This is a genomic window from Shewanella hanedai (assembly GCF_007197645.1).
In the GTDB taxonomy this organism is placed as follows: domain Bacteria; phylum Pseudomonadota; class Gammaproteobacteria; order Enterobacterales; family Shewanellaceae; genus Shewanella; species Shewanella hanedai.
In genome coordinates this window covers 103,178-126,784 of sequence record NZ_VKGK01000014.1, presented here as the reverse complement: position 1 = coordinate 126,784, position 23,607 = coordinate 103,178, and the positions used below count along the sequence as shown (strand labels likewise).

Annotated in this window: 18 protein-coding genes; 9 read left to right on the top strand and 9 right to left on the bottom strand. The window is 43.2% G+C overall.

Translation table 11 applies throughout. The features are described from left to right. Positions 1-125 precede the first annotated feature (125 nt). The 3 genes from FN961_RS12955 to FN961_RS12945 form a co-directional block, all read right to left on the bottom strand. Positions 126-527, bottom strand: a complete 402-nt coding sequence (locus FN961_RS12955) for a hypothetical protein (RefSeq protein WP_144040597.1) — start codon at positions 525-527, stop codon at positions 126-128. Positions 528-652: 125 nt separating this feature from the next. Continuing rightward, the gene (locus tag FN961_RS12950; RefSeq protein WP_144040596.1) at positions 653-865 is read right to left on the bottom strand and encodes a hypothetical protein; all 213 of its coding nucleotides are present in this window, start codon (positions 863-865) and stop codon (positions 653-655) included. Positions 866-995: 130 nt separating this feature from the next. Continuing rightward, entirely contained in the window at positions 996-1,586 is a 591-nt protein-coding gene (locus FN961_RS12945) for a hypothetical protein (RefSeq protein WP_144040595.1), read from the bottom strand. 346 nt (positions 1,587-1,932) lie between these two features. Between FN961_RS12945 and FN961_RS12940 the strand changes: the two genes are divergently transcribed. Continuing rightward, a complete protein-coding gene (locus tag FN961_RS12940) occupies positions 1,933-2,892 on the top strand; it encodes an integron integrase (RefSeq protein WP_144040594.1) in 960 nt (319 codons plus the stop codon). Between the two features lie 80 nt (positions 2,893-2,972). On the opposite strand, the gene FN961_RS12935 is transcribed toward FN961_RS12940, so the two are convergent. From FN961_RS12935 to FN961_RS12910, 6 genes are all read right to left on the bottom strand, one after another. After that, positions 2,973-3,602 carry a DsbA family protein gene (locus FN961_RS12935; RefSeq protein WP_144040593.1) on the bottom strand — a complete coding sequence of 210 codons (630 nt, stop codon included), beginning with the start codon at positions 3,600-3,602 and terminating at the stop codon, positions 2,973-2,975. A 28-nt stretch (positions 3,603-3,630) separates the two neighbouring features. Next, positions 3,631-5,703, bottom strand: a complete 2,073-nt coding sequence (recD, locus tag FN961_RS12930; RefSeq protein ID WP_144040592.1) for an exodeoxyribonuclease V subunit alpha — start codon at positions 5,701-5,703, stop codon at positions 3,631-3,633. A gap of 3 nt (positions 5,704-5,706) precedes the next feature. Further along, complete coding sequence (gene recB, locus FN961_RS12925; RefSeq protein ID WP_144040591.1) at positions 5,707-9,468, bottom strand: exodeoxyribonuclease V subunit beta; 3,762 nt, start codon at positions 9,466-9,468, stop codon at positions 5,707-5,709. Positions 9,469-9,470: 2 nt separating this feature from the next. Then, on the bottom strand, positions 9,471-13,100 hold the full coding sequence (gene recC, locus FN961_RS12920) for an exodeoxyribonuclease V subunit gamma (protein WP_144040590.1): 3,630 nt from the start codon (positions 13,098-13,100) through the stop codon (positions 9,471-9,473). Positions 13,101-13,398: 298 nt separating this feature from the next. Beyond that, entirely contained in the window at positions 13,399-13,890 is a 492-nt protein-coding gene (locus FN961_RS12915; protein ID WP_144040589.1) for a helix-turn-helix domain-containing protein, read from the bottom strand. A gap of 186 nt (positions 13,891-14,076) precedes the next feature. Continuing rightward, the gene (locus FN961_RS12910) at positions 14,077-14,580 is read right to left on the bottom strand and encodes a hypothetical protein (RefSeq protein ID WP_144040588.1); all 504 of its coding nucleotides are present in this window, start codon (positions 14,578-14,580) and stop codon (positions 14,077-14,079) included. A gap of 548 nt (positions 14,581-15,128) precedes the next feature. On the opposite strand from FN961_RS12910, the gene FN961_RS12905 reads away from it, so the two are divergent. From FN961_RS12905 to FN961_RS12870, 8 genes are all read left to right on the top strand, one after another. Then, complete coding sequence (locus tag FN961_RS12905; protein WP_144040587.1) at positions 15,129-15,509, top strand: PapB/FocB family fimbrial expression transcriptional regulator; 381 nt, start codon at positions 15,129-15,131, stop codon at positions 15,507-15,509. Positions 15,510-16,001: 492 nt separating this feature from the next. Further along, positions 16,002-17,069: a beta-ketoacyl synthase N-terminal-like domain-containing protein gene (locus FN961_RS12900; protein WP_144040586.1), complete on the top strand. Its 1,068-nt coding sequence runs from the start codon at positions 16,002-16,004 to the stop codon at positions 17,067-17,069. Between the two features lie 62 nt (positions 17,070-17,131). Then, on the top strand, positions 17,132-17,371 hold the full coding sequence (locus FN961_RS12895; RefSeq protein WP_144040585.1) for an acyl carrier protein: 240 nt from the start codon (positions 17,132-17,134) through the stop codon (positions 17,369-17,371). 50 nt (positions 17,372-17,421) lie between these two features. Continuing rightward, complete coding sequence (locus tag FN961_RS12890; protein WP_144040584.1) at positions 17,422-18,846, top strand: virginiamycin B lyase family protein; 1,425 nt, start codon at positions 17,422-17,424, stop codon at positions 18,844-18,846. Between the two features lie 23 nt (positions 18,847-18,869). Continuing rightward, a complete protein-coding gene (locus FN961_RS12885; RefSeq protein ID WP_144040583.1) occupies positions 18,870-19,871 on the top strand; it encodes a Vgb family protein in 1,002 nt (333 codons plus the stop codon). After that, the gene (locus FN961_RS12880; RefSeq protein ID WP_144040582.1) at positions 19,868-20,353 is read left to right on the top strand and encodes an SRPBCC family protein; all 486 of its coding nucleotides are present in this window, start codon (positions 19,868-19,870) and stop codon (positions 20,351-20,353) included. The genes FN961_RS12885 and FN961_RS12880 overlap by 4 nt, the downstream gene beginning before the upstream one ends. Positions 20,354-20,392: 39 nt before the next feature. Then, positions 20,393-22,513 carry a Vgb family protein gene (locus tag FN961_RS12875; protein ID WP_144040581.1) on the top strand — a complete coding sequence of 707 codons (2,121 nt, stop codon included), beginning with the start codon at positions 20,393-20,395 and terminating at the stop codon, positions 22,511-22,513. Positions 22,514-22,560: 47 nt separating this feature from the next. Beyond that, a complete protein-coding gene (locus tag FN961_RS12870) occupies positions 22,561-23,607 on the top strand; it encodes an alpha/beta hydrolase family protein (protein ID WP_144040580.1) in 1,047 nt (348 codons plus the stop codon).

Below are 23,607 nucleotides of genomic sequence, written 5' to 3'. Positions count from 1 at the left end.
ATAGACCAAACTCTCGATCTGCTATTTGCTTAATAAAGAGTATTGATAACCCCACCATCGGGCTTGTTCAACACTTGGGATAAGGACGCGGCTTCGCGCGGCCTATCCTTATTTGTTAGCAGTACTTACCACCACTTATCAAGTTGTTGCATTTTATTATAAATTTCAGATAACTCTATTGAGCGGCTAGTACTTTTAAGTGTAAATGAACCAACACCTAAGCTATCTTTAGATTGGATCTCGGTAACTAATTCAATACCAGATTTAGTAAATGAAATTAGTGGATTATTACTCAAATCATTTAGAGTAACAAACCCTGACTCTTGTTCTTGTAGTTGCAAAATAGAGTCATGAAATTTATCCCATACACTGCATTCTATCCAGCACTCTTTAGCCCTGAAATTTACGTTTTGAAAAGGCATATTCCAAGACACGATTATATCAAATGCTACTGAGGGCAATCGGTCTGTAGCATCTGTAACATCAAGTTGTACTTCAAGTTCATTGTTACGGATTAAATTGAACATACTTTTCCTGTACTGCTAACGCCCTGCTAATAAGTGAACCATATGCTGGCGGGCGATTTGCTCAGCAAATGGCATGACAGCCTTGGTGAATCTAGATTTAGCAGCTTGTTATATGGACACAAAAACTACTGCTTATTGGCATTACGATACTTCCAAAATGAGTAAGCCATGAGAACAGCAACAGTCATTTGAAATACTACAAATGCAGAAAACACACCAGAAGCTTGTAGACTTCCCGATGATAGCCACTGAATTAGAGAAAGAGCACCTAAAGCTGCAACCAGAATAATTTCATAGATTGTAAAAAGGCGGATTAAAATCTGGTTTCGTTTACTCACTAACTTTCCATGTCTATATAACGCCCAAAGCACGCGCCAAATACCGGAGCTTTGTTTTTGTGCGAGTATTTTCCCGCACAAAAGCGAAGTGGAGAGTATTTGGTCGCAGTGACTTTGCTTGTTATAGCATTTAGCATGACAATAACTTATTTAGTTGTTTTACAACATTATCACGAGCATTTTGTTTTTTAAATATTGTTGGTATATGCAGTAAGAAGCTTGCCCACTTATGATTTTTAGCTTTTCTCTCATTGGATTGAATGAAATCTCTAAGATCAACGCCAGAATCTCGATTAAATGCCCAGAGTACTTGCCCTTTATAGCTGATTGAATAGAAAGCCTCTTCAGGCCAGCTTAAATCATGAACTCTACGGGAATTACAGGACGAGCAAGTAAAAGACCCTAGATCCAGACCATGATTTCGATATAGATACTGTGAATGGTTCCAGTTTGAAGGTTCATAACCATCTGGTAGGTCTCTAATCGCAGCAGTTGAACCTCCGTGCATCTTTGCAAAGTACACAGCGCCATGCCAACGATGACCACAACTATCTTTGAATAATTGATAGGTAAATAGGTCGCTGCTCTCGAAAAATGGAACATCCTTTTTTAAGGATATTCTAACCACTTCCGCAAATTCGAATTCTGCATAAGAACCGCATGAAGGACAATTAATATCGACCTTATGAGGCATTGGGTTCCAATCGTAAACTTCCGTCATTCGAACCTCATGAGCTATAACAGCTTATTGATTAGCAGCAGAATAATGTTCCAGTCTGCTTGGTTGTTTTTTGTTAACTTAACACTGGTAACTCACTGTTGTAAATCGGTTACTTTCAGTAGAAGTTAGAAAACATACCATAAATCATCCGATAAAAAGATGCGTGGGTGTTTATGAGGTCCGCATAACACTTTTGGCACTCTCTCAATACTTTGATATTAAATAGAATAAAAATATTTACTTGAGTTATCGATGCATCAAACTCTCATTTGTTGCATCTTTTTTAGGCAAGTTATTTCGATATCAGTTATAACTGTATGTAAGTACAGTGTTCGGGAGGGCTACTATGGGTCAAGCAACATACATTGAGGCTATACGTGCTGAGATAAGGGTACGCCATTATAGCTATCAAACAGAAAAGTCTTATCTCTATTGGAATCGATACTTTATAAGACATTGCAATATTCGTCATGGTGATGATATTACGCCAGCTTTGATTGAACATTTTCTCTGTTTTTTAGCTGTACAATGCAAAGTGTCGGCTAGCACTCAGAAACAAGCTTTGTGCGCGATTATATTTGCTTGTCGCCACGTATTGAAAATAGAGACTAAAGAGCTGCAATTTCCCTATGCAAAAACTCCGCAACGGATACCACAGGTACTTTCTAGCGATGAAGCAAAACTGATTATCAGTTTCTTATCAAATTATCATCATCTAATCGGTTCTATACTATTTGGAGCGGGATTAAGGCTAAAAGAGGCATTAAGACTCAGAATAAAGGATATTGATTTAAGCACGAAGTCTATCTTTGTCTACCAAGGAAAAGGGCAAAAAGATCGAGTTTGTATGTTACCTAATGGCTTGGTCGATGAATTAACATTACAAATTTCACATGTTAAAAAGATACATGATAGGGATCTTGCTGAAGGTTTTGGTTTAGCTTCATTGCCCATATCTCTTATCAAAAAGTATCGTAGTAGTGCCGCTAAATTTCACTGGCAGTATATCTTCCCTGCTAGTCGCCGCTGTATACATCCAAGTGATAAATATGTGTGCCGACATCATATTCATCCGACTGCATTTTCACGAGAATTGAGAAAAGCGACTACCAAGAGTAATACCAATAAGCGCGTTACAGCGCACACTTTTCGTCATTCATTTGCTACATCATTATTACTTAAAGGTCATGATATTCGTACTATTCAGGAATTGTTAGGTCATAGTGATGTCAAGACTACCCAAATATACACTCATGTTATTGGCGGGCATCATACTGGTGTGATAAGTCCTCTAGACAATATATAAAAACGGCAGAATATTCGTAGCGAATGAACAAGGGCTAACTATATGAAAAAAATAAATACCAAACTGTAGAATGAAGATGACTACACATCATTGATTATTTGTTGATAACTGTTCTGCCAGTCCAGATAATCTAACGGTATTGGTTTGAAGAGACCATTTTTCTCAAGCACTAATGAGGGGAACCCTTGGATGGGAAGTTGGCGTACAGTTGCTATCTCAGTCATTAGCTTTTGATTGAGCAGCTCAGAGTGCATCTGTGTAACAAACTCGGCATTGTTCAAACCTATCTTGGTGGCGATAGCGGTTAAGGTATCCAGATCCGAAGGGTTTCTGGCTTCGAGATAATAGGCGGTTTGAATTCTGCTGAGCATCTGTTGTGCGAGTCCATATTCCCTAGCAATTAATACTGCGCGGCAGGCTGGATATGTTGAGCGTCTTGGCTGACAATTTTGCCAAAAGTCATAGTTAAATGCAGTGCCAAGTTGGTCGCTTATTTTGTGCCAGGTTTGCTCAAGGAAAGTTTGCATCTCCTGTGGCATTGGCTCATTCGAATCGGGTGCTAAGCCGCCTAGTTTGTACTCAACGGTTATTCCTGATTCTGCTAGCGCGGTTCTCAGCTTATGCCAGGTTGGGGCGTAGCCCCAACACCAACTGCACATAGGGTCGTAGACGTAATAGAGTGTTGGTTTAGGGCTCTTTTTTAAGTTCATTTCTTAATTTCCCTCTTAATTCAACTCCTTAATTCCAAAGGCGCCTAGCGAGGCCAGATGAGCGCTGAGTCGCTTGTAAACTGGCATGTTCGAAGACGGTTTGAGAGCCTAAACAAGTAAAGTGCTGCTTGGCGCGGGTGATGGCGGTGTAAACCAACTCTTTGGTTAACAGCTGTTTTTGAGCAAGGCTGGGCCAGAGTGGCAATACCAGACTGACACTGCTAAATTCACTGCCTTGGCTCTTATGTACCGTCATGGCAAAGCAAGTATCGTGGCTGGGAAGGCGGGCAGGTAGCACTTTTAAGATACTGCCATCGGCTTGGATAAAGTGAGCCATTAATCTTGGGGGCGTATGATGGGGGGGGCTTGCCTCATTTTTATCTGACAGCCCTTGTTGGGACTGGTCAGAGTCTAAAAGGATCAAACCAATATCACCATTAAATAGGCCTAAGTTATAGTCGTTACTCTGGATGATAACCGGACGTCCCTGATAAAATTCAAGTTCAGTCGATATGAGCTTGGCTTGCTTGAGTGCGTTAGTCACCCCTAAGTTGATGCCATCTACGCCATACTCTCCGGCGCGCATGGCGCACAAAATCCGAAACTCGTTATAACAATCGATAATTTCAGTTGGTGTGCTGTTGGCACCTTTTGCCAATTCAAGATAACGGCGGTAATGAGTCACCGCGAGGGAGAGTAACTCGTCTAATCCAGTATTACCGTTATGGGTCTTTTGATGCTCAATCCAAGTCAGCTCTTCATAACCCTTTTGCCACACTTCCATTATTCGAGCTTTATCTGAGTTATTCACTGCTGCGGCTAATTGGCCAATGCCCGCATCGCCTTTAAATCTGTGGCTGTGCATCAACATACATAAGCTGTCACCTATTTTGGGTGACTCGCTGATAAAGCGATTTAGGTCAAAGCCTGTTAGTGACGATAACGCTTGCGCATAGTGGGCCGAATATCGCATCTGCCATTTACTGCCTGCATGGGGATTATTGAGTTTTAATCCTGCACAGATATCGGCCAGTACAGCACCTGCTTCGACCGACGCCAGTTGATCCTGATCCCCAAGCAGTATGAGTCTGGCATGAGAGGGCAAGGCTGATAACACCTTGTGCATCATGGGAAGATCCACCATTGAGGCTTCATCGATAACCAAGAGATCCAGCCTGAGAGGGTTATCTTTGTGGTGGCGAAATTGATGGGAGTTGGGAATAACCCCTAACAATCTGTGTAAGGTTGACGCTTCCTCTGGCACTCGACTTAAGTTATCCAGATTAATTTGGTTAGCATAGGGGGCTAATTCCTGTTTCAGTCGCACCTTGGAGGCTTTGATTGATTCACTTAATCTGGCCGCTGCTTTACCCGTAGGTGCGACCAACCTGATGGTCATTAGCGATTCTTGCGACAATAAAAACAGCAGCTTAGTGACGGTTGTGGTTTTACCTGTACCAGGACCTCCGGTGATCACTGCTAACTTTTTACTAAAGGCGGTGGCGGTGGCTATTTTCTGCCAGTCAAACACGGGTGCGACATCACTGGGTGAGGCAGGGAACAGAATGTCTAAACTGGCTTTGGTGGCTTCGGTAACTTGGGATCCCTGACTTTTTGACAGTTGGATCAGGTAGTCGCTGACTTGGGTCTCAAATTGATAATAACGTTGCAGGTATAGATCGCCACTGTCTAACACAATCGGTGTTGAGACTAATGTTGAACCCGCTGTTAACGACTCAGGTTCAGCTGTGCTGCTCACCGAGCTGATGCAGGGGAATTGCGCCAATATCGCGGTGAGTTCAGAGTGAGAGCTGGTAATACGACAATGGGCTACTTGCTCAAGCATGGGATTATCCAGTGCTATCTGATGAATAGGCAGACAAGTGTGTTGTTGAGATAACTGTTTACTCAGCAGCGCGCAGATCAGTAAAAAGAGTTCACGGTATGAACCATCACTGGTGTGAGCTTTATCTAACGTCTCAAGCTGGCTTTGGTGTAGCTGAGCCAGTTCGAGGGCAAAATGCCGATCGAGTGGGGTGATTAAGCGCTCGGTTTCCCAGATTTTCAATAGGGCGTTAATCGGCTGTGTTGACTGGATCATCGCTTAAGCTCCATTGGTTTGATTTGGGCTGCTTGGAGAGGTAATTGAGACTTCTTGGTCGAACAAGGCATCAAGAGACTCAATAAGCGCCTGTGGCGGTTTATCATAGAAGACACCAGAAAGCGGCGCAGTAACAGACATGCCGCGCAGAAAGAGGTAAAAACTGCCGCCAATATGTTGTGCGTAATCATAACCTGGCATTCTCAATCGCAGGTACCGGTGTAAAGCCAAGGTGTAGATGATGTACTGAAGATCATATCGATGGCTACGAATAGCGCCGCGCATGCTTTCTAATCCATAATGGGTAAAATCATCTCCCAGATGATTAGATTTATAATCGGCAATATAGAACTGGCCTTGGTATTCAAAGGTCAAATCGATAAACCCCTTGAGCATCCCCTTGAGTGAGTCAAAACTTAGGCCTGCGCTGTAACCGTAGTGCTCAAGTAACTCATTGAGTTTTACTGCACTCAGTTGGTTAATGGGTAGGTAAAACTCCATCTCCACCAATTTTTGCGAATTGGCCAACTGGGCTAATTTTAATGAGCCATTAACCGAGAGTGAAGGGCCCTTAGCAATTAATGAAGAGCCATCAGCGCTAAGTAAAGAGCCATCAGCAATAAGTGGAGAGCCCTCAGCGATAAGTAAAGAATCAAGCAAGTCCAGATACCAGGCATAAAGCACCTCATACCAGCTCTCATCGATACCGTATTTTTCCATGGCGATAGGCAGTTGAACGGGAAGTTCAGCTTCTGCTTGGGTAAAATCAATGAGCTCCAGCACTAAGTGCATAAAGCTACCTGCATTAGCACCTCGCTCGAAGGTGAAACGAGATGGGGTAGGATCAATCTCATCTTGAATGATCTCAAGTTCAGGAAAGGCCTCATCATCAGCGCCCGGCGCGATATGCTCATGGGGCAAGTCTTTCACTAACCCTGAGTAACTGCCCACACGCCATGGTGTATAGAGTTTACGCTTAAGCACTTTAGGGGCGAGAGTCGATTGAGTTCCGGATATATTCTCTAACGCTTGCGTTGACGCATCATCGCTCATTTCACAGACGCTAATGGCATCACATCGTAGTTTGTTAGCTTGAGCCTGAATGAGTGAAAATTCACAGACTTTATTCTCGATGCCGAGCAAATAGCCTATTCCGGTTTCATTCAGTTGGCTGGTGATCCCCGCCTTTTTAGTGAAACGACTGTGGTTGGCCACATAGAGATAGCACTGATAGACAGGGCGCGTCATCGCCACATATAGCAGGCGCAGATCTTCGGCGAGGTTTTCACGTTTATGACGTTCCCAGCCCTCATCAGTTTGGTTGATGTCCCATACTAATTTGTTCTGTTCATGGTAGAGCATCGGCGCTGGCTTGCGGCGGTTATCCCTCGCTAAGCTAACAAAAGGGATAAAGCAGACCGGATATTCAAGTCCCTTACTTTTATGAATCGTGACGATTTGAACTAGGTTCTGCTCACTTTCGAGTCTCAACTGGGCTTCTTCGCTCGCGTTGTTCTCGATAAGGGCTTGTTCATACCAGTTAACCAGTGCACTGATGCCGTCGAGTTCAGTGGCTTTTTGTTGCAGTAATTCGGCTAAATGTCTGAAATCGGTTAAGCGTCGCTCGCCATCTTCGCTTCGAAGCAGGCGCTCAATAAGCTTGGTTTCATTGGCCAGATTCAATAATGCAGGCATGATCCCACGTCGCAACCAGCTTTGATGCAAAGTATCAAACTGTTCAAGTAAGGTCTGTCTGACCATCTCATCTTGGTTAAAAGTATGGATAGACAGCGCATCATAACCAAGCAGTGAGGTGGCTAAGGCTGAGCGCAGCGCGCGCTCATCTTTTGGTGTGGCCAGTGCATGGAGTATCAAGGCCATCTCGCGGGCCTCTAAAGTATTAAATACACTGTCTCGACTTAAGAATACCGCGCCAATTTGCCTGTTAGACAAAGACTTTTTAATAACCGCTGCTTCATTTCTGTCACGCACCAGCACTGCAATGTCTTTGGCTTTTAATGGCGCACCACTAATGGTGCATTCGCCAGTTTGTGATTCGGTGAGCAATCGGCATATTTCGGCTGCGGCGTCTTCGGCCAATCGTTTTCTGGCGGTAGTTTTATTCAGTCCCTTGTCAGGATCTTCACTTAACAGCTTGATCTTGAGTGCCGATGCGTCATTAGTACGCTCAATAAATACCTTTTTATCGGCAAAGGCCGAGGGTTGAACCGGCTCAAACGGGATAGCCTCGCTAATAAAGGCATCGTCTCGATTTTCAAACAGAGCGTTAACGCCCACGATCATGTTACGACTGGAGCGATAGTTAGTGTCGAGATTATAGTGATCTTTGGTTTGCGCCCTTGCCTGGATATAGGTGTGGATATCCGCGCCCCTGAAGGCGTAAATGGCCTGTTTAGGATCGCCAATCATCAACAGACTTAAACCGTCTGTGTTTGATTTATCAGCAAGTTCTGTCGAAGGCTCTTGCGATTGCTCTTGCATCTGATAGATACGGCTAAAAATGGCAAATTGCAGCGGATCGGTATCTTGAAACTCATCAATCAGCGCGATAGGAAAACGTTTCGCAATGGTATTTGCCAGTGAAGAGGGGCTTGCTAAAGATGACGGGCTGTTTTCGTCAGGGCGCAGGGCATTTTCGAGAGTGATAAGCAGATCATCTGGGGTTAACAGGTTTCGCTCAGATTTTTGCGCTGAAAATCGGCTCGATATGCCACTTTTAGCGCAATAGAGAAAGCTGGGAATAAAGTCAATGATAAGTCCGCACAAACGCTCGATATGATCTAACACTGGCGCTTGCTCTAGGGTGGGTATTCCACCGCCCTTGTTAAGTTTAAGCTCGCTTAAAGAGAGGCATTCCATCACTTTCATTGGCGGCAGACTTTCACTGAATTTGCACCAGTTGTCCATGTCATCAAGCATTTTAGCCAGTTTAGGATAGCCATCAGGCTTTTTACCGAATCGCACGCCACTCAGTGGTAATGCGTGCAATAAGCCTTCGATGTTTTCACGCTCTCGCGGCCAGATAAGTTTAAGTCGACTCAAGCTTTGAGTTAACGTTTGTTGCAACTTATCAAAGGGCTGAGGTATTGGCAGCGCCATAGCCTGACTCGCGCCAAGTAGCGGCCTGAGTTGCTTGGACAGCGCATCGGGATCGCTAAACTTCTTTTGGATGATTTCGGCTAAATAAATCGGTAAGGGGTAACAGTGCTCCCGCCAAAAATCGCGCACCGCGTGATGCAAAAACTCACTGTCATCTAAGGTAAACTCAGACTCAAATAGCAAGGATGACTCAAATGCCATGTCGGCCAAAATCCGCTGACAAAAGCCGTGAATAGTAAAAATGGAGGCTTCATCAAGCGATTTAAGCGCCAAATCGAGTCGTTTGAGTGCCAGCGGACGTTCGGATTCTGGCGTCAGTCGATAGAGAGCTTCAATCAGCTCATCACCTGTGTCTAAGCCGATAAAACAACGGTATGCCAGTTGGATTTTGCGGCGGATACGATCCCTCAGTTCACCTGTCGCAGCATTGGTGAAGGTCACCACCAAAATTTGCTCACAGGTTAATGGCTTAGGTATTTCATGACCCAGCAGTAAACGAACGTATAAACCCGCGATAGTGAAGGTTTTCCCTGTCCCTGCGCTGGCCTCAATTAAGCGACTGCCGCCAAAAGGCAGGGTGAGGGTGTTTAACGGTACTGAGCCGAGTTGCTTACTTGGCTGGTGCTCTGTATTGATCGACGTCATGATTAAGCGCCCCCTTCAACAAATGCAGACAACTCACTGAGTTTGTCTTTGTGATAAAGGCTGAGCATAGGGCTGAGCAGTGTCATGGCTATCTGTCCGAATGTGTCTTCTGTGAAATCATCAGGGAAACGAAAGAGGCGTTGATAATGAGGCTCGAAGCCTTCGCCTAACTGGCTCTGCTCATCTTTCCACTGACTTTGTGCTTCGATAAGTTTCTCACCGTGCTCACCTTCAGCTTCGACATAGGCTAGGGCGGTTCTGGGTATAAACATCAAGGGGTGCAGCTGTCCTGATTGGAAGTGACTTAACCAAATACTCAATTGTGCCTTGGCTTGTTCTGGCGTCACTCCATGAAATGCGTGGAAATGACCGATATCTAGTAGATAGCTCGTATGCTGTTTGCCGCTTGCTTGAGGAGTATCACTATTGGCAACATTATCAATAAGCGTTAGATCACTGCCTTTCATGGCGCAAATACACAAATGTCTTAAGTAAACGCGAATTAAGTCACGGCCATTGGCGGTGCCGGGGCGGTAATTGACTAGGCCTTTAGCGCAGAGATCGTCTATGCGTCCCACCAAGGTGATGGCTTCATTGAGGCCATCTGCTGGAGTAAATACAAGCTCGATATCTTGGGAGCGTTGATTTTCACCCCGCAGATAAAGTGTGCGGCCAATGATGGATTTAATGTCATTGAGATATTGGCCAAGTAACAGATTATCAAAGGGTTGCAATGGTAGCTCGCCGCTGGCTTTGAGTCGTTGCAGTAATACCTCATCAGGCGCTTCGAGGTTTTGTGAAATGGCGTTATCAAGCAGATTGGCTTGCAGCTTATAACGCTCTAGCGCATTGAGGCTAAAGGGCTCATCGTTATCATCCGCTTGGATATTGAGTCCCAGATCCACCTTCAGACTTCGATTGAAAAAGTACTGAGCTGGATTTCTGAAGAAGCGAATGAGCGCGGAAACCTCCAGCTCCTCTGTCTCAATACTATCCAGTTGTTCATTGACTTGAGTGATATTCACGCCATTTTCAATAAAGCGTGGCGTGTCACTTATTCGATCCGATTCTTTTACATCTGCAGCAGAGGTTGCCGGACACCATTGAGCCGAATAGCTTTGTTTAAAGGCTTTTTGTTTCAATGAGGTGTGTGTGGGCGACTCTTGCTCTGTAGATTCAGCGTCTTGACTTAGATAAAGGCGCTCATCGAAAGGTTGCAGAGGCTGCTCAATCAATAATTGCTGATGGACTGCTTTTTCAATCGCAGGGATCACCTTGACGATAGTCTCAGCGTCACTTCGGTCTAAGTTGCTGAATGCTTCAGGCAGATAACAGAGTTGGCAATATTCAACCAATTCAGAAACCAACATTGAAGGGATACGCTCTGAATTGTCGCGCTCACTGTGACCGATATAACTAATGTAAAGCTGCTCACGGGCAGACAGTATCGCTTCAAGAAACAGATAACGGTCATCTAAACGGCGTGAACGGTCGCCTTTGCGTGGCCCAAATTGTGCCACTAAATCAAATCCGACGGGATGCTGTACTCTAGGGTAAATACCGTCGTTCATGCCAACTAGGCAGACTACCTTAAAGGGGATAGAACGCATCGGCATCAAGGTACAAAAGTTAACGCTACCGGCTAAGTATCTTTGACCGACGCGAGATTCGCTTAATGTACTGTTAAACCAGTTTTGCAGCACTTGGATGTTAAGCGGAGTGACTTGTCCGGCCTCATTGAGTTCTGTTTTGAGTTTGCTTATCGCTTCACGTATGGCTTGCAGTTGCATCCGCTCTTCGTCATCAACCTCATAGAAATCTTCTAGTAATTGAGCAAGTTGCGCCATACGTACTTCAATGTCACAGCTCTGTGCAAGTTGCAGGCGATATTCATCCAAGGCTTCGATAAAGTTGAGCAGTTTTCCTAAGGCTTGCGCTGATTGACCTTCGATGCCAGCCACGGTCAGCGTGTCTTGGTACAGGGCGGCGCCATCGCTAAATGCGTAGCCTAAGATAAGGCGTTTAATGCCAAAGGCCCAAGAGTTTTTATCGAATGCGGGCAATGACTGCGCCGTGCGGCTGCTTTCATCCCGGCCCCAACGTACGCCAGCTTGTTCGAGCCAGTGACGGATCATCATTAAGGCTTCATCATCGAGCTCAAAGCGTCTCAATACTGCAGGCACTTCTAAAATGCCTAAAATATCCGTTAATCCAAAACGACTCTGGTTGATAGACAGAATGTGCAAAAAGCTGTTGATCAGCGGTGACTCTTGCGCCGCGCCTCTGTCGGCAATGGCGTAGGGAATATAGTGAGCGCCCTGTTTTGCTGAAAAGACGGCGTCGATATAGGGCGCGTATGCGGCCACATCGGGGAGCATAATAACGATGTCTTTGGCCAGCAATGGGTCATTAGGGTTTTCAGGCTCGCCGGAGAGCATTTCCAGCAGGTGATCGTGCAGGGTTTCAATCTCACGCAGTGGGCTGTGACAACTTCTTAAAGTTAATGAGTCATCATCGCTTGCTAGCGTGCGGCGATCATCGAGTGTCAGATAGAGCGAGGCATCAGGCCCTAAGCTTCTATTGCGGGTTTCGAGTTCGAGAATATCATGCTGTACCCCTTGCAGTAGGCTATCGACGCCTGGGTCTTGGTAACACTCGAAGTTAAAGTTGGTATGCTCTTCTGGAAGCTCCAAAATAAGATCCAGTAGTTCACGTCCCATTTTGCCATTATTGGCTAGCAGGGGATTTCCCACTTCAAGTTTATCTTCCCATAGGGTTTCTAGCTTGTGTTTGTTGGCGTATTCAAGTGCCATACGTGCTCGCAGACGAGGATCGACAATATCCCCCCAATAGTGCTGGCAGGGACTTAAATTCAACATGATCACATCTATGCGCTTGGCCAGATGATAAAGCACATCTAAGGTTTGTGGTGCCATGGATGAGATACCAAATACGAATAAACGCCTCGGTAGGCCATCGAGATTGGTATTGGGATCATCAAGTGCATCAAACAGGGATTGATGCAGGTTTGCCCGGTGATAACGGCTCTTGTTAAGGCGCAGGTTATTAAATTCGATGAGCGCGCGCCACAAGATAGGTTGCCAAGTTTGTGAAGGGTCGAGTTTATCCCCTTTGGGAGGCAAGGTCGGTTCGTTGGCTTCCCAAGCCGCTATCCAATCGGGGCGATAAACCAGGTATTGATCGAAGATATCCGCAATTTGGCCGCAAAGCTGAAACAGCTTTAACGGATCTTCTTTTATCTCATCAGCATTGTGACCTGAGTGGAGGTAGTTATTTAATGGAGCAAACTCATCAATATTGAGCAGCTCTGGCAGTAACTCCATCAATTTCCACGTCATTGACGGTTTGGTGAAGGCGTTCTCTTTAGGCACATCAGGCAAGAGTATGTGGCAAAGTTGCCAAATGAAGCTCGACGGCAGTGGAAACTCTAATGCTGCGGCAATCTTGTTTTTACTGGCTATCTCAAGTCTTAACCAAGTGGACATGCCTGGACTTTGGACCAATATCTGCTCCGGCATTAGCAGTGGCATGCCGGGGATGGGTGTTTTCAGCTCCTCTGCGAGCTGTGCAGAAAGGGCTTCCATTCGATTAGACTGAACAAGATAGAGCATGAATATTCCTAGAAAAAGAGCATTAATATTCCGGTGAGAGAGGCTCACCTAAGTCAACCATTCTAGGTGTTTAGCTTAGTAAGTCTATCTAAACCGTCAGTATTTAGTGTTAAGGGGCGCTGAATTGTTTTGAGCTGAGATTCCCCCCTTTACAGAGGCGTAATTGAAGAGCTGATTTATCTTCGTTGTAATACTGATGTGACGTGAGCAAACTGAATAGAAAAACAGCCAGAGTGAGCGATATTCGGATCTTGGTTTTCAATATGCGCTCTCTGGTTATATCAGTTAATAAAGAGGATTAAGGCTGATTCGCGTTCGGATGACTTTGTGAACGTTTTTTTCGATTCAAAAATTCAATTAAAATATTTGAACCCAAACATAAAAAACCAACAATAAAGCTTATGCCACCAAAATCAAGATATCGAAAGTTACCATGAAGTTCATATTGCTGATTGAAGTCAGCCCCTTTGAGGGTGGGGATAAGAATGTCCACGATCCAAAGACCAAAAAACACGCTCGATATTGCAAATGCAACTAACCAAGCATACTTACATATAAAGTTAAAAGTAACATGCTGTATATCTTTGGTACTTTGCAAATAAGCGGGGTCAACTTCGAAAACAGAGGCAAGTGCTTTTACCGTTTCTAGGGATGCATTACCTGCCTTTTCAACTCGTTGAATTGTTCTTATGCTTAAATTTGTTGCCGCTGCCAGTTCATCCTGACTCCAACATTTTTGAGTTCTTAGTTGCTGAATTTTTTTGCTATTTAGATCCACGTATTTACTCATTATTTTACCTTACTTTGGTGTTAAAAAAGTAAAGTCATCTTAAACACAATTACCTAAATTCGTTCTGACAAACATAGGACTCGAGCCTGACAATACTCTGCCAGTTCTATGACATTAGTACGCCAGTCAGGTAATTTCGGAGCATGGAGAAGACCTCCAGCTTGTTAAAAAAGGATTGAGCACTCATCAGTGTAATTTGTCAGCTTCAAGTTTATCTATTAATGATTCTATGTGAGCTTTTATGGAATCTCGAGCGGCTGAATAGTCAACCGAGGCGGGTGGAACATCTGTCCATGTTTCAGACTTAGTATGTGTTTCTGAAGTGGTTGTTGGAAATACTGTTCCAATAAGGATGATATGAGCAGCAGAGCTCAAATCTGTGAGGGCCACTTTCTTCGGACTGTAGCTGGAAACATCAAAACCATCAGTGTTTAATTTGGCAATGATGGGTGTGGGGACAGAATCAGAATCTGGCGCTATGCCACGGGAGATTGCGCGATAGGATAGGTTGCGGGCTTGGGCAAGATCATTGAAATATGTCGCTGCCATCAGGCTTTTGACATTGCCATGCTCGCAGACAAAAACAATCTCCGTGGGTGTAGGATTAGTAGGTGGAGTTGTTGTAGAGCAAGCGGTTAGCAGCACATTGAGGATAATGAGATGGATGAGTAATAACGTTCGATTGTGCATGTTCACCTCTGATATATATTTTAGTTGATGAGTCAGAAATCTTAATTATTCAATGAAAAAGGCTAATAATTATTGATTTGCTAGTCTGTCTTAATATTCTCTCAAAAAAGACAAACTGCAAACCGACAGTGCTCTTTGCTCGAAATATGTTTAGTTCCTAAAGTTACCTATTCTAAAATATATTAGCAATGCTCGTTATTATTATGTTTTTACTTATCAAAACTGGACGGATAGAGAGACCATTATATTTAGTTAGACTTAATGGATATAAAATATATTGCAATTCCTGAATGATTATTCAATAGGTTATGTTCAGAATTTATCTTGGTATGTCTACCTAAGTGCTAGGTATTTAAGGCTAATTGAGCTTGTCCAAGTTTTATCTTGTATTACACCGTATTTTGTATGTTTAGATTCATAAGTAGTGCGAGATTGTGATAGTTAAGGCATTTCTCGTTACTCCAGGCAGGATTGACTGTAGTGGTAAAAAATTAACACACATGCTGTTGTTCTGAAATTAGTATATGTAAGTTAATAAGGATATTTATATGAGTGAATTAAGAAGGGATAGTTTTGTTAAGGATATAGCGAAAGCTGTTGAATGTGTGGTGGATGAATATTTCTCTGAAGTTATAGATGATGAGTCTTACAATTATAAAGTAGACCAAAAGATGCGACGTCTAATCGCGGGAAAGGTACCAAAAGGATACTTGGAATTACTTTTCAGTTTGACGAAGTCCAGTTCTTTACCTGTTAAAACGGCTGTTTTTGCACATCTAGTCGAGGGGATAGAGCAATCGGAAGTCGCGAAAAAGTTTCAAGTTAAACCCAGTGCAATATCTCGTAAGGTTCGAGATATTAGTGATATTAATTTTATTGTTTCATCTCTTGCTAAGTTCCATATACAGACCTGTATGTATCAAGATTGATAAAGATAATTTACTGAAGTGGTTGTTTCCGGTTAGTCACTAGGTTCATTAAGTTAAGGGTAAACTTGATTTTATGGAAGAAGCTTAGGTCCTTAATCACCTTTGTGAAGATATTTACTGGTGTAGCTTGAGTTCATTTCATTAGTTTCCCTTTCATTGTACGTATCCTTTCTGTCAGTTCACATATTTTATTTATGATTTTTATACCTCAATGTTAGTAAGCCCTATCTGTAATTTTTTTATCAGTTGTTATTTATTTTATAATAAAAAAGGATGGTGTTAAGTATAAATAAAAAACTTAATTAACGGTTAACTGATGTCAACATTAAGGCAGTTAACTGTTAACCGTTATAAATAACCTTATAAATTATAAATGTGTTGAAAACATGTAGTCGTCGTTTTAGTTTTGTCGTTAATGAATGTTACGAAATAATAAATTAGTTTAGTTGGGTTTACAGTGAACTTATAGGGATTGAGTTCATAAGGCATTAGATGAATTATAAACTGAGAGGTTTTATTTTGGCTGAAGTGATAACGGTAAGAGCAACCAGTATATTTTTCGGTGTAGTTCAAAAAAATAACAAACTGGTTGAGTATCTAATAGCGGGACATGCTTTTCAATCAGAATGTAAGCAGGTATCTGACTCGGTGATATCTGAAAATCTGGCGTTAACTCGTCGGGATGGGAAGAAGATGGATCGTTTCTCATTATTGGCGATTGCAGCTGCTCAGTCCTGTTTTGAAGATGGAAAACTCACTGAAAAGGAGATTTATGGGTGTGAGATATTTCTTGGAAACATGACGGGAGGCTGGACATATACCGAACCTCAGCTGCGTAAATTACACAGTGAAGGACTGCTTGAAATCAGCCCTTATCTCGCCTCAGCATGGTTTCCTGCAGCGCCCCAAGGACAGGTTTCTATTCATTTAAAAGTAGCGGGTCTGGCTAAAACGGTGACAACCGATCGATGTGGCGGTGCTCAAGCCATTGGTATGGGATTAGACAGAGTGCGAGCTAACTACCAATTGGTGCTATGTGGTGCAGTGGAAGCGCCAGTGACCCCTTTTGTTGAGGCTGCTTATCGTAAGGCTTATTCCAATAGTGACCATTTATGTGAGGGTGCTGCAATGCTCGTACTTGAAAAGGCATCGCTACAATCAGCGATAGATGAGAATAGGCCAGTGCTATGTAACGAAGTATCTAGGCCTTTGCTAGCGAGTCATTGTTGTAAAGATGAACTGGGTGAGATGCTAAAGACCATATTAACAGCTCAGGATAAAGAAAATATAAGTCTCGTTATATTGAGTATGAACGATGATGTTTCAACAAAAAAAGATGTGACTCAGCTTATTCAGCAAACCATTAATTCAAGAGTGCTAAATATTATCGATCTAGAAAATATTCTTGGTGATGCTTTGGCTGTAAATAGTGCTGCTGCTGTTATTGCCGCCGCTGAGTTTATTAAAAGTAAGAAGCACTCAAGGGTGTTAGCTATTTCAGTTGGTCATCAATGTGTGAGCGCTATTACGTTAAGTCATCCAGAGGTATTACTTGAATAACCAGTATTGTCATTGAAAGAGTATTTATAAATTAGGTGTGAATAACAGTGAAGGAAACCAATATGGATATTGTGGAGATAACCGTAAAGAAAACAATTCAAAAAGTATTGTGTTTGGAAGAGGAGGTTCATATGAATCAACATCTGACCTATGACTTTGACATGGATTCTACGGAGGTTGTTGAACTGGAAGCCGGGATTAGAAACGAATTAAAGATCGATCAGCGAAGGTTGTTTTTGGCGGGGGCTGAAACTGTTGCCGACGTTGTAGGGAGAGTAAGAGCTGTATTTTCTGCTAATTAGCGAAAGCTTGCAGGGAGTGCGTGTACTTCATTAACGAAAGGATAATCAAAGTGAATTTATCGATTAAAAAGCGCCTACTCAGCGCAAGTCTGGTATTAACGTGCAGCATGCTTGCACTCAATGTTTATGCGGCGAAAACCCATGTGATCAATATGACAGACGCGCCGCCCTATTTTGACAATACAAGTTTAGATATAAAGATCGGAGATACGGTTACTTGGCGAAATGCAGGCCCAGATATGTACCACATTGTCATGGATCGAGAGATCACGCTGTTTTCTGAAGATGTAAACGTCGGTAATGAATGGAGTTATGAATTCACCAAAGCCGGAGTTTACGACTACATCTGTCACCGTCATTTCTTTATGCGGGGAAAAATCACCGTACGGAATGAAGACGGCGGTGTAGCGAGTGAGCCGGATTACGCTTATCAGCCTGCATTTACAGAATATGTGGTGCCGACGATGAACAGCGTCCCCAGAATGATCATTGCCAGTAAAGTGGATGACAACATCTGGTTCACTGAAGGCGGAGGTGACTTCTATGGATTTGAAGATATTCCGTCACAGAACAAACTGGGTCGATTGAGCCCTGATGGTCAGTTTGTTGAGTATGCGACGCCAACATCGAAAGATGGGGATGAAAAAATTGGCGTGGATTCGTTGGTGATGGATGATGATGGCAATATCTATTTCACAGAACGATTTACCAATCGTATTGGTGTGTTAGATCCGCAAGGCAATATGGTGGAACATCAGATCCCCACAAAAGGTGGGTATGCTCTTGGTGTCGATATTGATAAGAAAGGCAATATCTGGTTTGCAGAGCGTTACGGAAACAAAATCGGCTACATCGATAAAGAGGGGAAGATTAAGGAGATTGAACTGCCTGATGAAGATTCTGAACCTAGAACCATTTTTGTCGACTCCCAGCAGCGCATTTGGTACACAGCTCGTGTAGCCAATGAAATTGGCTATTACGATACTAAAACTGAAGAGTTTGTCCGTTTACATATTCCAACTAAGCTTGCACGTCCTGCAGGTATTGCTGAAACCTCAGATGGTACCGTTTATTTTGTAGAGATGGTCGGTAATAAAGTTGCCAAAGTCGTGGGTGATAAAATTGTTGAATATAGTATTCCTACACCATTCACTGCACCGTTTAAAGTATATCCTGACGCTGATGATAACCTTTGGTTTACGCAAGTATATGGTAATTCAATTGGCAAAATGGAAACCAAAACCGGCAAGATCACTGAATATAAAATACCCACAGTTGATTCACGACCAGGCGGTATAACGGTCGATAGAAATGGCATTGTTTGGTTCACCGAACAAATGGGGAATAAAATTGGCCGTTTCGATCCAAAGTTAGCAGATGAATTAATTGCTAAAGAAGCACTCAGTAAATTATCAAATAATGATAACTCAACTTTGTTAACTAAAAATTTAAATGGAGATACTAAAAAAAAATAGTTTATAAAAGTGATATTAACAAATTGGGTGTAAATAACTCTGACGTTAATAATTTAGATGTTAATAGCTCTGATATTAATAAGATTGAATTTAATGTAAGTGATTATAAAGTGCCGACACCTGGCTCTTGGCCAGGAAATAACCTTTTGGAGGATAAGGCGGGTTGGCTTTGGTTCACGGAAATGTTGGGTAATAAAATAGGGGCTGTCAATATTCACAATAAAGAGTTCCGTGAATATGAATTATCCACACCGTCAAGTATGCCTGTTGGCTTAGCGGTGGAGGAAGACGGCACTCTTTGGGCTGCACTGTTTCGGGGAAATAGTCTGGCTAAAATAAATCCAGATTCCGGAGAGGTGATTGAATATCCATTGGCAGAGGAGTCAGCGTTACCAAGCAGTTTGGTATTGGATGGTAAAAATAGATTATGGATGACCCAGTTGGGTGCCAATCAAATTAGCCTATTTAATCCTGAGACGGCTAGCTTTAAAGGCTATCCACTCCCCAGGCAGGATAGTAATCCGATGCAAGCGATATATGACGCTCAAAGGGATGCTCTGTGGATCAGTTGCGCGAATGATGAGCGTAGTTATCTCGCCAAATTGGACCTAGGCACGATGGCTTATGACGTGTTCCTCACGCCGACACCAACGGCTCAACCCATTGGCTTAATGCTGCATAAGGGCAATGTTTGGGTGGCGCAAGGAGGCGCAGGTTCTATTGCTAAATTTACGCCGGACTCAGGTCAATGGAAAGAGTTCAAACTGCCGGGAGATAAAAGCCAGCCGGTTAAATTGGCGCTGGATAACCAAGAGCGTATTTGGGTTTCCGATGGTGGTGGTATGGGCGATGTTGGCGGTAATCAGGTGGCGGTATTCGATCAAAATACTGAGCAATTTGATGTTGTAGAGATGCCAGTGAGGGGAGCCAAGCCGATGGGAATTACTTTTGCTCAAGATGGCAATATTTGGTTTACCCAACAGGGGGCAAATCGTATTTCACAAATAGATATAGAGGGTATATGAATACAGTAGAAACCCAAGTTCATTATTTGGTAAATAAAGAAGTCGTGTTTAATGCATATTGGCGGTTAGAGAATTGGCCTGAGGTAGCCAAGCATGTAGAGAAAGTCGATGTTATTTATGAAGAGTTCGATGTTCAACATTTAATCATGCACGTAATGACAAAAGGTAATCTCGCAACATTTAAATCAGTACGTTCAAAAATGGAAGATGTTATTTATTATTTTCAATCTAATCCACCACCATTTTTAAAAATTCATTTTGGCTATTGGAAGTTTAAAAATGATTCAGATGGAGGGACAGTAGTTGAAAGTCGACATTATTTTGAATCAATCGAAGATAAAGCAATTGCAGTTATTAAAGAAATGGAGGGAATTGAAAAAGTGGAAGATGTGAATGGTCATATTGCTCGGCTTTTATGTGCGAATAGCAGACAAACAATGTTGGCCCTTAAAGATTTACTGGAATACAACTTACCTGTGTAATTAATGATACTTTCCAAAAATTGATGGAGGTTTTATCTAATGGAAATAAATGAAAAGTGGAAATGGCATGCTGATGTAATTAAAGCCGGGTTTATATTAATGTTGGGCGTGAATGCCTGCTATTTAAATGCCGCTGAATTTAAAGAGCCGACTAGCGTCACTCAATCCAGCGTGATGATGCATCAAATGAAAACCACTAAGGGAGTCGATTTTACTGTGGCGCAATATGATGTGCCGACTAAAAATGCTGTGCCACATATTCTGGCCATCGATAAAGACGATTATATCTGGTTCAGTGAAAGTGGTGGTCGATTTGCGAAGAACTTCATTGATGTTCCAGCAATCAGTAAAGTGGGGCGACTGGATGGAAATGGACGTATTTCAGAATGGAAACTAGAGGGTAAAGAAACCAGCCCAATGGGCATCGTATTCGATTCCAAAGGGGATTTGTGGATCACCGAACGTTTGGCAAACCGAATCACCAAGATGGGACGTAATGGTGAGGTGGTTAGTTACAACATTCCGACTCCCAATGCTTGGCCAACGGGAATCGCGATTGATTCGAAAGATAACATCTGGTTCACCGAAACTAAGGGTGACAAAATCGGTGTGATCTATGCCGATAGCGGCAAAATGGCTGAGTTTCCACTGCCAGCAACCAAAACGATGTCAACAGGGATCGCGGTAGACCACGATGATAACGTGTGGGTTGCAGAGCGTGACGTGAATATCATTGGTAAGTTTAATCCTAGCACTGAAAAGTTCGATCAATTTGTGTTGCCAACTCCTGATGCGAGACCTTGTAATGTCGTGGTCGATAAAGATGGTGTTGTTTGGTTCTCTGAACGAAATGGCGGCAAAATAGGTAAAATTTTACCTAATGGTGCAATTCAGGAATACACCCTCGAAGACAGACACGCTGGGCCTTTTATTATGGCAGCAGATGACCGAGGTGATATTTGGTTTACTCAGTTATTTGCTAACCGCATTGGACGCTTTGAGCCTAGCACCGGAACCTTTGATCATTATCCTATCCCAAGTGAAAACTCACATCCTGCAGCAGTCATGCTCGACTCAAAAGGCAATGTGTGGTTTACCGAGCAGTCCACGAACAAAGTCAGCGTAATTATTCGTACTGATCTTGCCTATATCGGTGGAGGAGATCTCGCCTCGGGCGGCACTGATGTCGATAAGCACAATGACAAGTTCAGCTATAAGTCATTTGAGGTACCCACTGAACAATCCACTCCTGGCATCATCGGTGTTGATAAACAGAATACCGTTTGGTTTACAGAGATGGGCGGCGGATTTGTTGGCCCAGGATTTCCACCAGGACCACCAGGCAGTGCCATTGGTTATGTGAAAGATGGAAAAATTGGTGAGTTACCAACACCGACCCCTGAAAGTGGTCCTACGTCGATGGGTTTTGACCCTAAAAACAATGATGTGTGGGTCACCTTGAGAGCTGCCAATAAGATAGCCCGAATTCGTGATTTCAAGATCACTGAATACGATATTCCAGTCGAAGACAGCTTGCCGGTTGGGATCACCGTTGACTACAACCATAACGTTTGGGTTGCATTGAGCGATGCGGGTTTACTGGCGCGAATGACACCTGAAGGGAAGTGGAAGACCTTGGCACTGCCTGAGGGAGATGAAGCGCCGCGTACCGTATTGGTGACTAAAAATAATGAACTTTGGTTTGCCGAAAAACTGGGTAACCACATTGGTTGGGTTGATCAGAAGAAATGGCAAGCTCATCGCTGGGAGATCCCAACAAAAGGTGCATGGCCACTGTCGTTAGAGGAAGACGACAAAGGTAACCTTTGGTTCGCTCAAATGCGTGCTGACCGTCTCGGTTATATCGACACTAAAACCAAAGAGATCAGCGAATACAAGCTTCCAAGTAATACAGCACCTTTCAAATTGGTGTTTGACCAACCTAACGATGCACTTTGGGTTTCCACCGTCTTTGGTAATTCAGTGATGCGTTTCGACCTGACTAAGAAACAAGTTATCCGTAACTATCCTGTGCCCGACAAAAATGTCTGGGTCGGTGGATTGGATTGGGACAAAGACAAGTGTTTTTGGATCACCGAGCAGTTCGGTAACAAGGTCGATCGTCTTTGCATTGAGGGCGTGTCTTTAGTTAACAACTGAATCCGAAGATAGGTTCAATAATACTGGCTGATTGTAGGAATTTTAATATGGATATGCATGATTTTTTAATGACGAGAGTCGGCTTTACAGATCTGCCTTTGGAGGAGATCCGTATCGCTGATAATAAAATTCGCAATGACGTCCCATGGTCTGAAGTCTTTTTACAAACAGCCAGTCAACTAAAGGCAATGGCTAATTCAATTGAAGAGGATGAACTACAACAAGAAAGATATGGATATATGTGGAAATGGGTAAGTTGTGCTTACCATATCGCATCGTTTGATATTCATTTAAACACCACCACTCAATCCTTAAGAAAGATTGAGAAACTGAGAAAACTAGCGACAGTAGCGTATCAAAATTATATTCGCTTCGATGAGAAAATAACCAGTGTAACCTTGCAAGTAAGAGGCCGCACCATAGATGGATATTTCCGTATCCCTGACGAGGAATATAAATCAGTGGTGGTATTGGTCAATGGCTTGGATTCAATTTGTGAAGTTGAAATGCATGCCTTTGGCGCAAAATTTTTAGAACGGGGCATCGCAGTGCTGAGCTTGGATATTCCAGCAGCCAATGCGACCTCACCACGTAAACCACACATTGATGTGCAGGCCTATGCCGTTGATATCGCTGAGTGGATTATCAATGACTTGGTTGGACATGACGTCAAACTTGGTGTCTTTGGTGTCAGCTTTGGGGGCTTGCTGGTCGCCCAATTGCTGTCTGCAAGTCCAGCATTTCAAGCAGGTGTTGCGGTTTCTCCGCCAGCCTGGATAACCCATAAAGAACTTTCCCAAGAGCGCATACGGCGAATGTTTATGTGGACATTTAATATCCCAGAGGAGAAAGACATCGATCGATTTGTTGAACCTCTGGATATACATAAATTACCGGTAATGAGCGGCAAGCTGAAAATTATTGGAATGACGGAAGACACCTTATTTAATCGTTCCCATATCGATGCCTACATTAATTGGGGCGGTGATCGGGTTGAAACACAATGGTATGCCGCCGAGCATGTTGGCACATCAATTATCAAAAATTGGTTGCCCCAGGTGTGTGATTGGATGAAAAACGAATTGTCGAGGTAG

What these genes read in the sequence shown, in the direction of transcription:
- FN961_RS12870 (WP_144040580.1), top strand. Translation starts at nt 22,561, where the DNA reads ATGGATATGCATGATTTTTTAATGACGAGAGTCGGCTTTACAGATCTG.
- FN961_RS12905 (WP_144040587.1), top strand. Translation starts at nt 15,129, where the DNA reads ATGAGTGAATTAAGAAGGGATAGTTTTGTTAAGGATATAGCGAAAGCT.
- FN961_RS12910 (WP_144040588.1), bottom strand. Translation starts at nt 14,580, where the DNA reads ATGCACAATCGAACGTTATTACTCATCCATCTCATTATCCTCAATGTG.
- FN961_RS12875 (WP_144040581.1), top strand. Translation starts at nt 20,393, where the DNA reads ATGGAAATAAATGAAAAGTGGAAATGGCATGCTGATGTAATTAAAGCC.
- FN961_RS12955 (WP_144040597.1), bottom strand. Translation starts at nt 527, where the DNA reads ATGTTCAATTTAATCCGTAACAATGAACTTGAAGTACAACTTGATGTT.
- FN961_RS12945 (WP_144040595.1), bottom strand. Translation starts at nt 1,586, where the DNA reads ATGACGGAAGTTTACGATTGGAACCCAATGCCTCATAAGGTCGATATT.
- FN961_RS12900 (WP_144040586.1), top strand. Translation starts at nt 16,002, where the DNA reads ATGAATTATAAACTGAGAGGTTTTATTTTGGCTGAAGTGATAACGGTA.
- FN961_RS12880 (WP_144040582.1), top strand. Translation starts at nt 19,868, where the DNA reads ATGAATACAGTAGAAACCCAAGTTCATTATTTGGTAAATAAAGAAGTC.
- FN961_RS12940 (WP_144040594.1), top strand. Translation starts at nt 1,933, where the DNA reads ATGGGTCAAGCAACATACATTGAGGCTATACGTGCTGAGATAAGGGTA.
- recC (WP_144040590.1), bottom strand. Translation starts at nt 13,100, where the DNA reads ATGCTCTATCTTGTTCAGTCTAATCGAATGGAAGCCCTTTCTGCACAG.
- recD (WP_144040592.1), bottom strand. Translation starts at nt 5,703, where the DNA reads ATGATCCAGTCAACACAGCCGATTAACGCCCTATTGAAAATCTGGGAA.
- recB (WP_144040591.1), bottom strand. Translation starts at nt 9,468, where the DNA reads ATGACGTCGATCAATACAGAGCACCAGCCAAGTAAGCAACTCGGCTCA.
- FN961_RS12935 (WP_144040593.1), bottom strand. Translation starts at nt 3,602, where the DNA reads ATGAACTTAAAAAAGAGCCCTAAACCAACACTCTATTACGTCTACGAC.
- FN961_RS12895 (WP_144040585.1), top strand. Translation starts at nt 17,132, where the DNA reads ATGGATATTGTGGAGATAACCGTAAAGAAAACAATTCAAAAAGTATTG.
- FN961_RS12915 (WP_144040589.1), bottom strand. Translation starts at nt 13,890, where the DNA reads ATGAGTAAATACGTGGATCTAAATAGCAAAAAAATTCAGCAACTAAGA.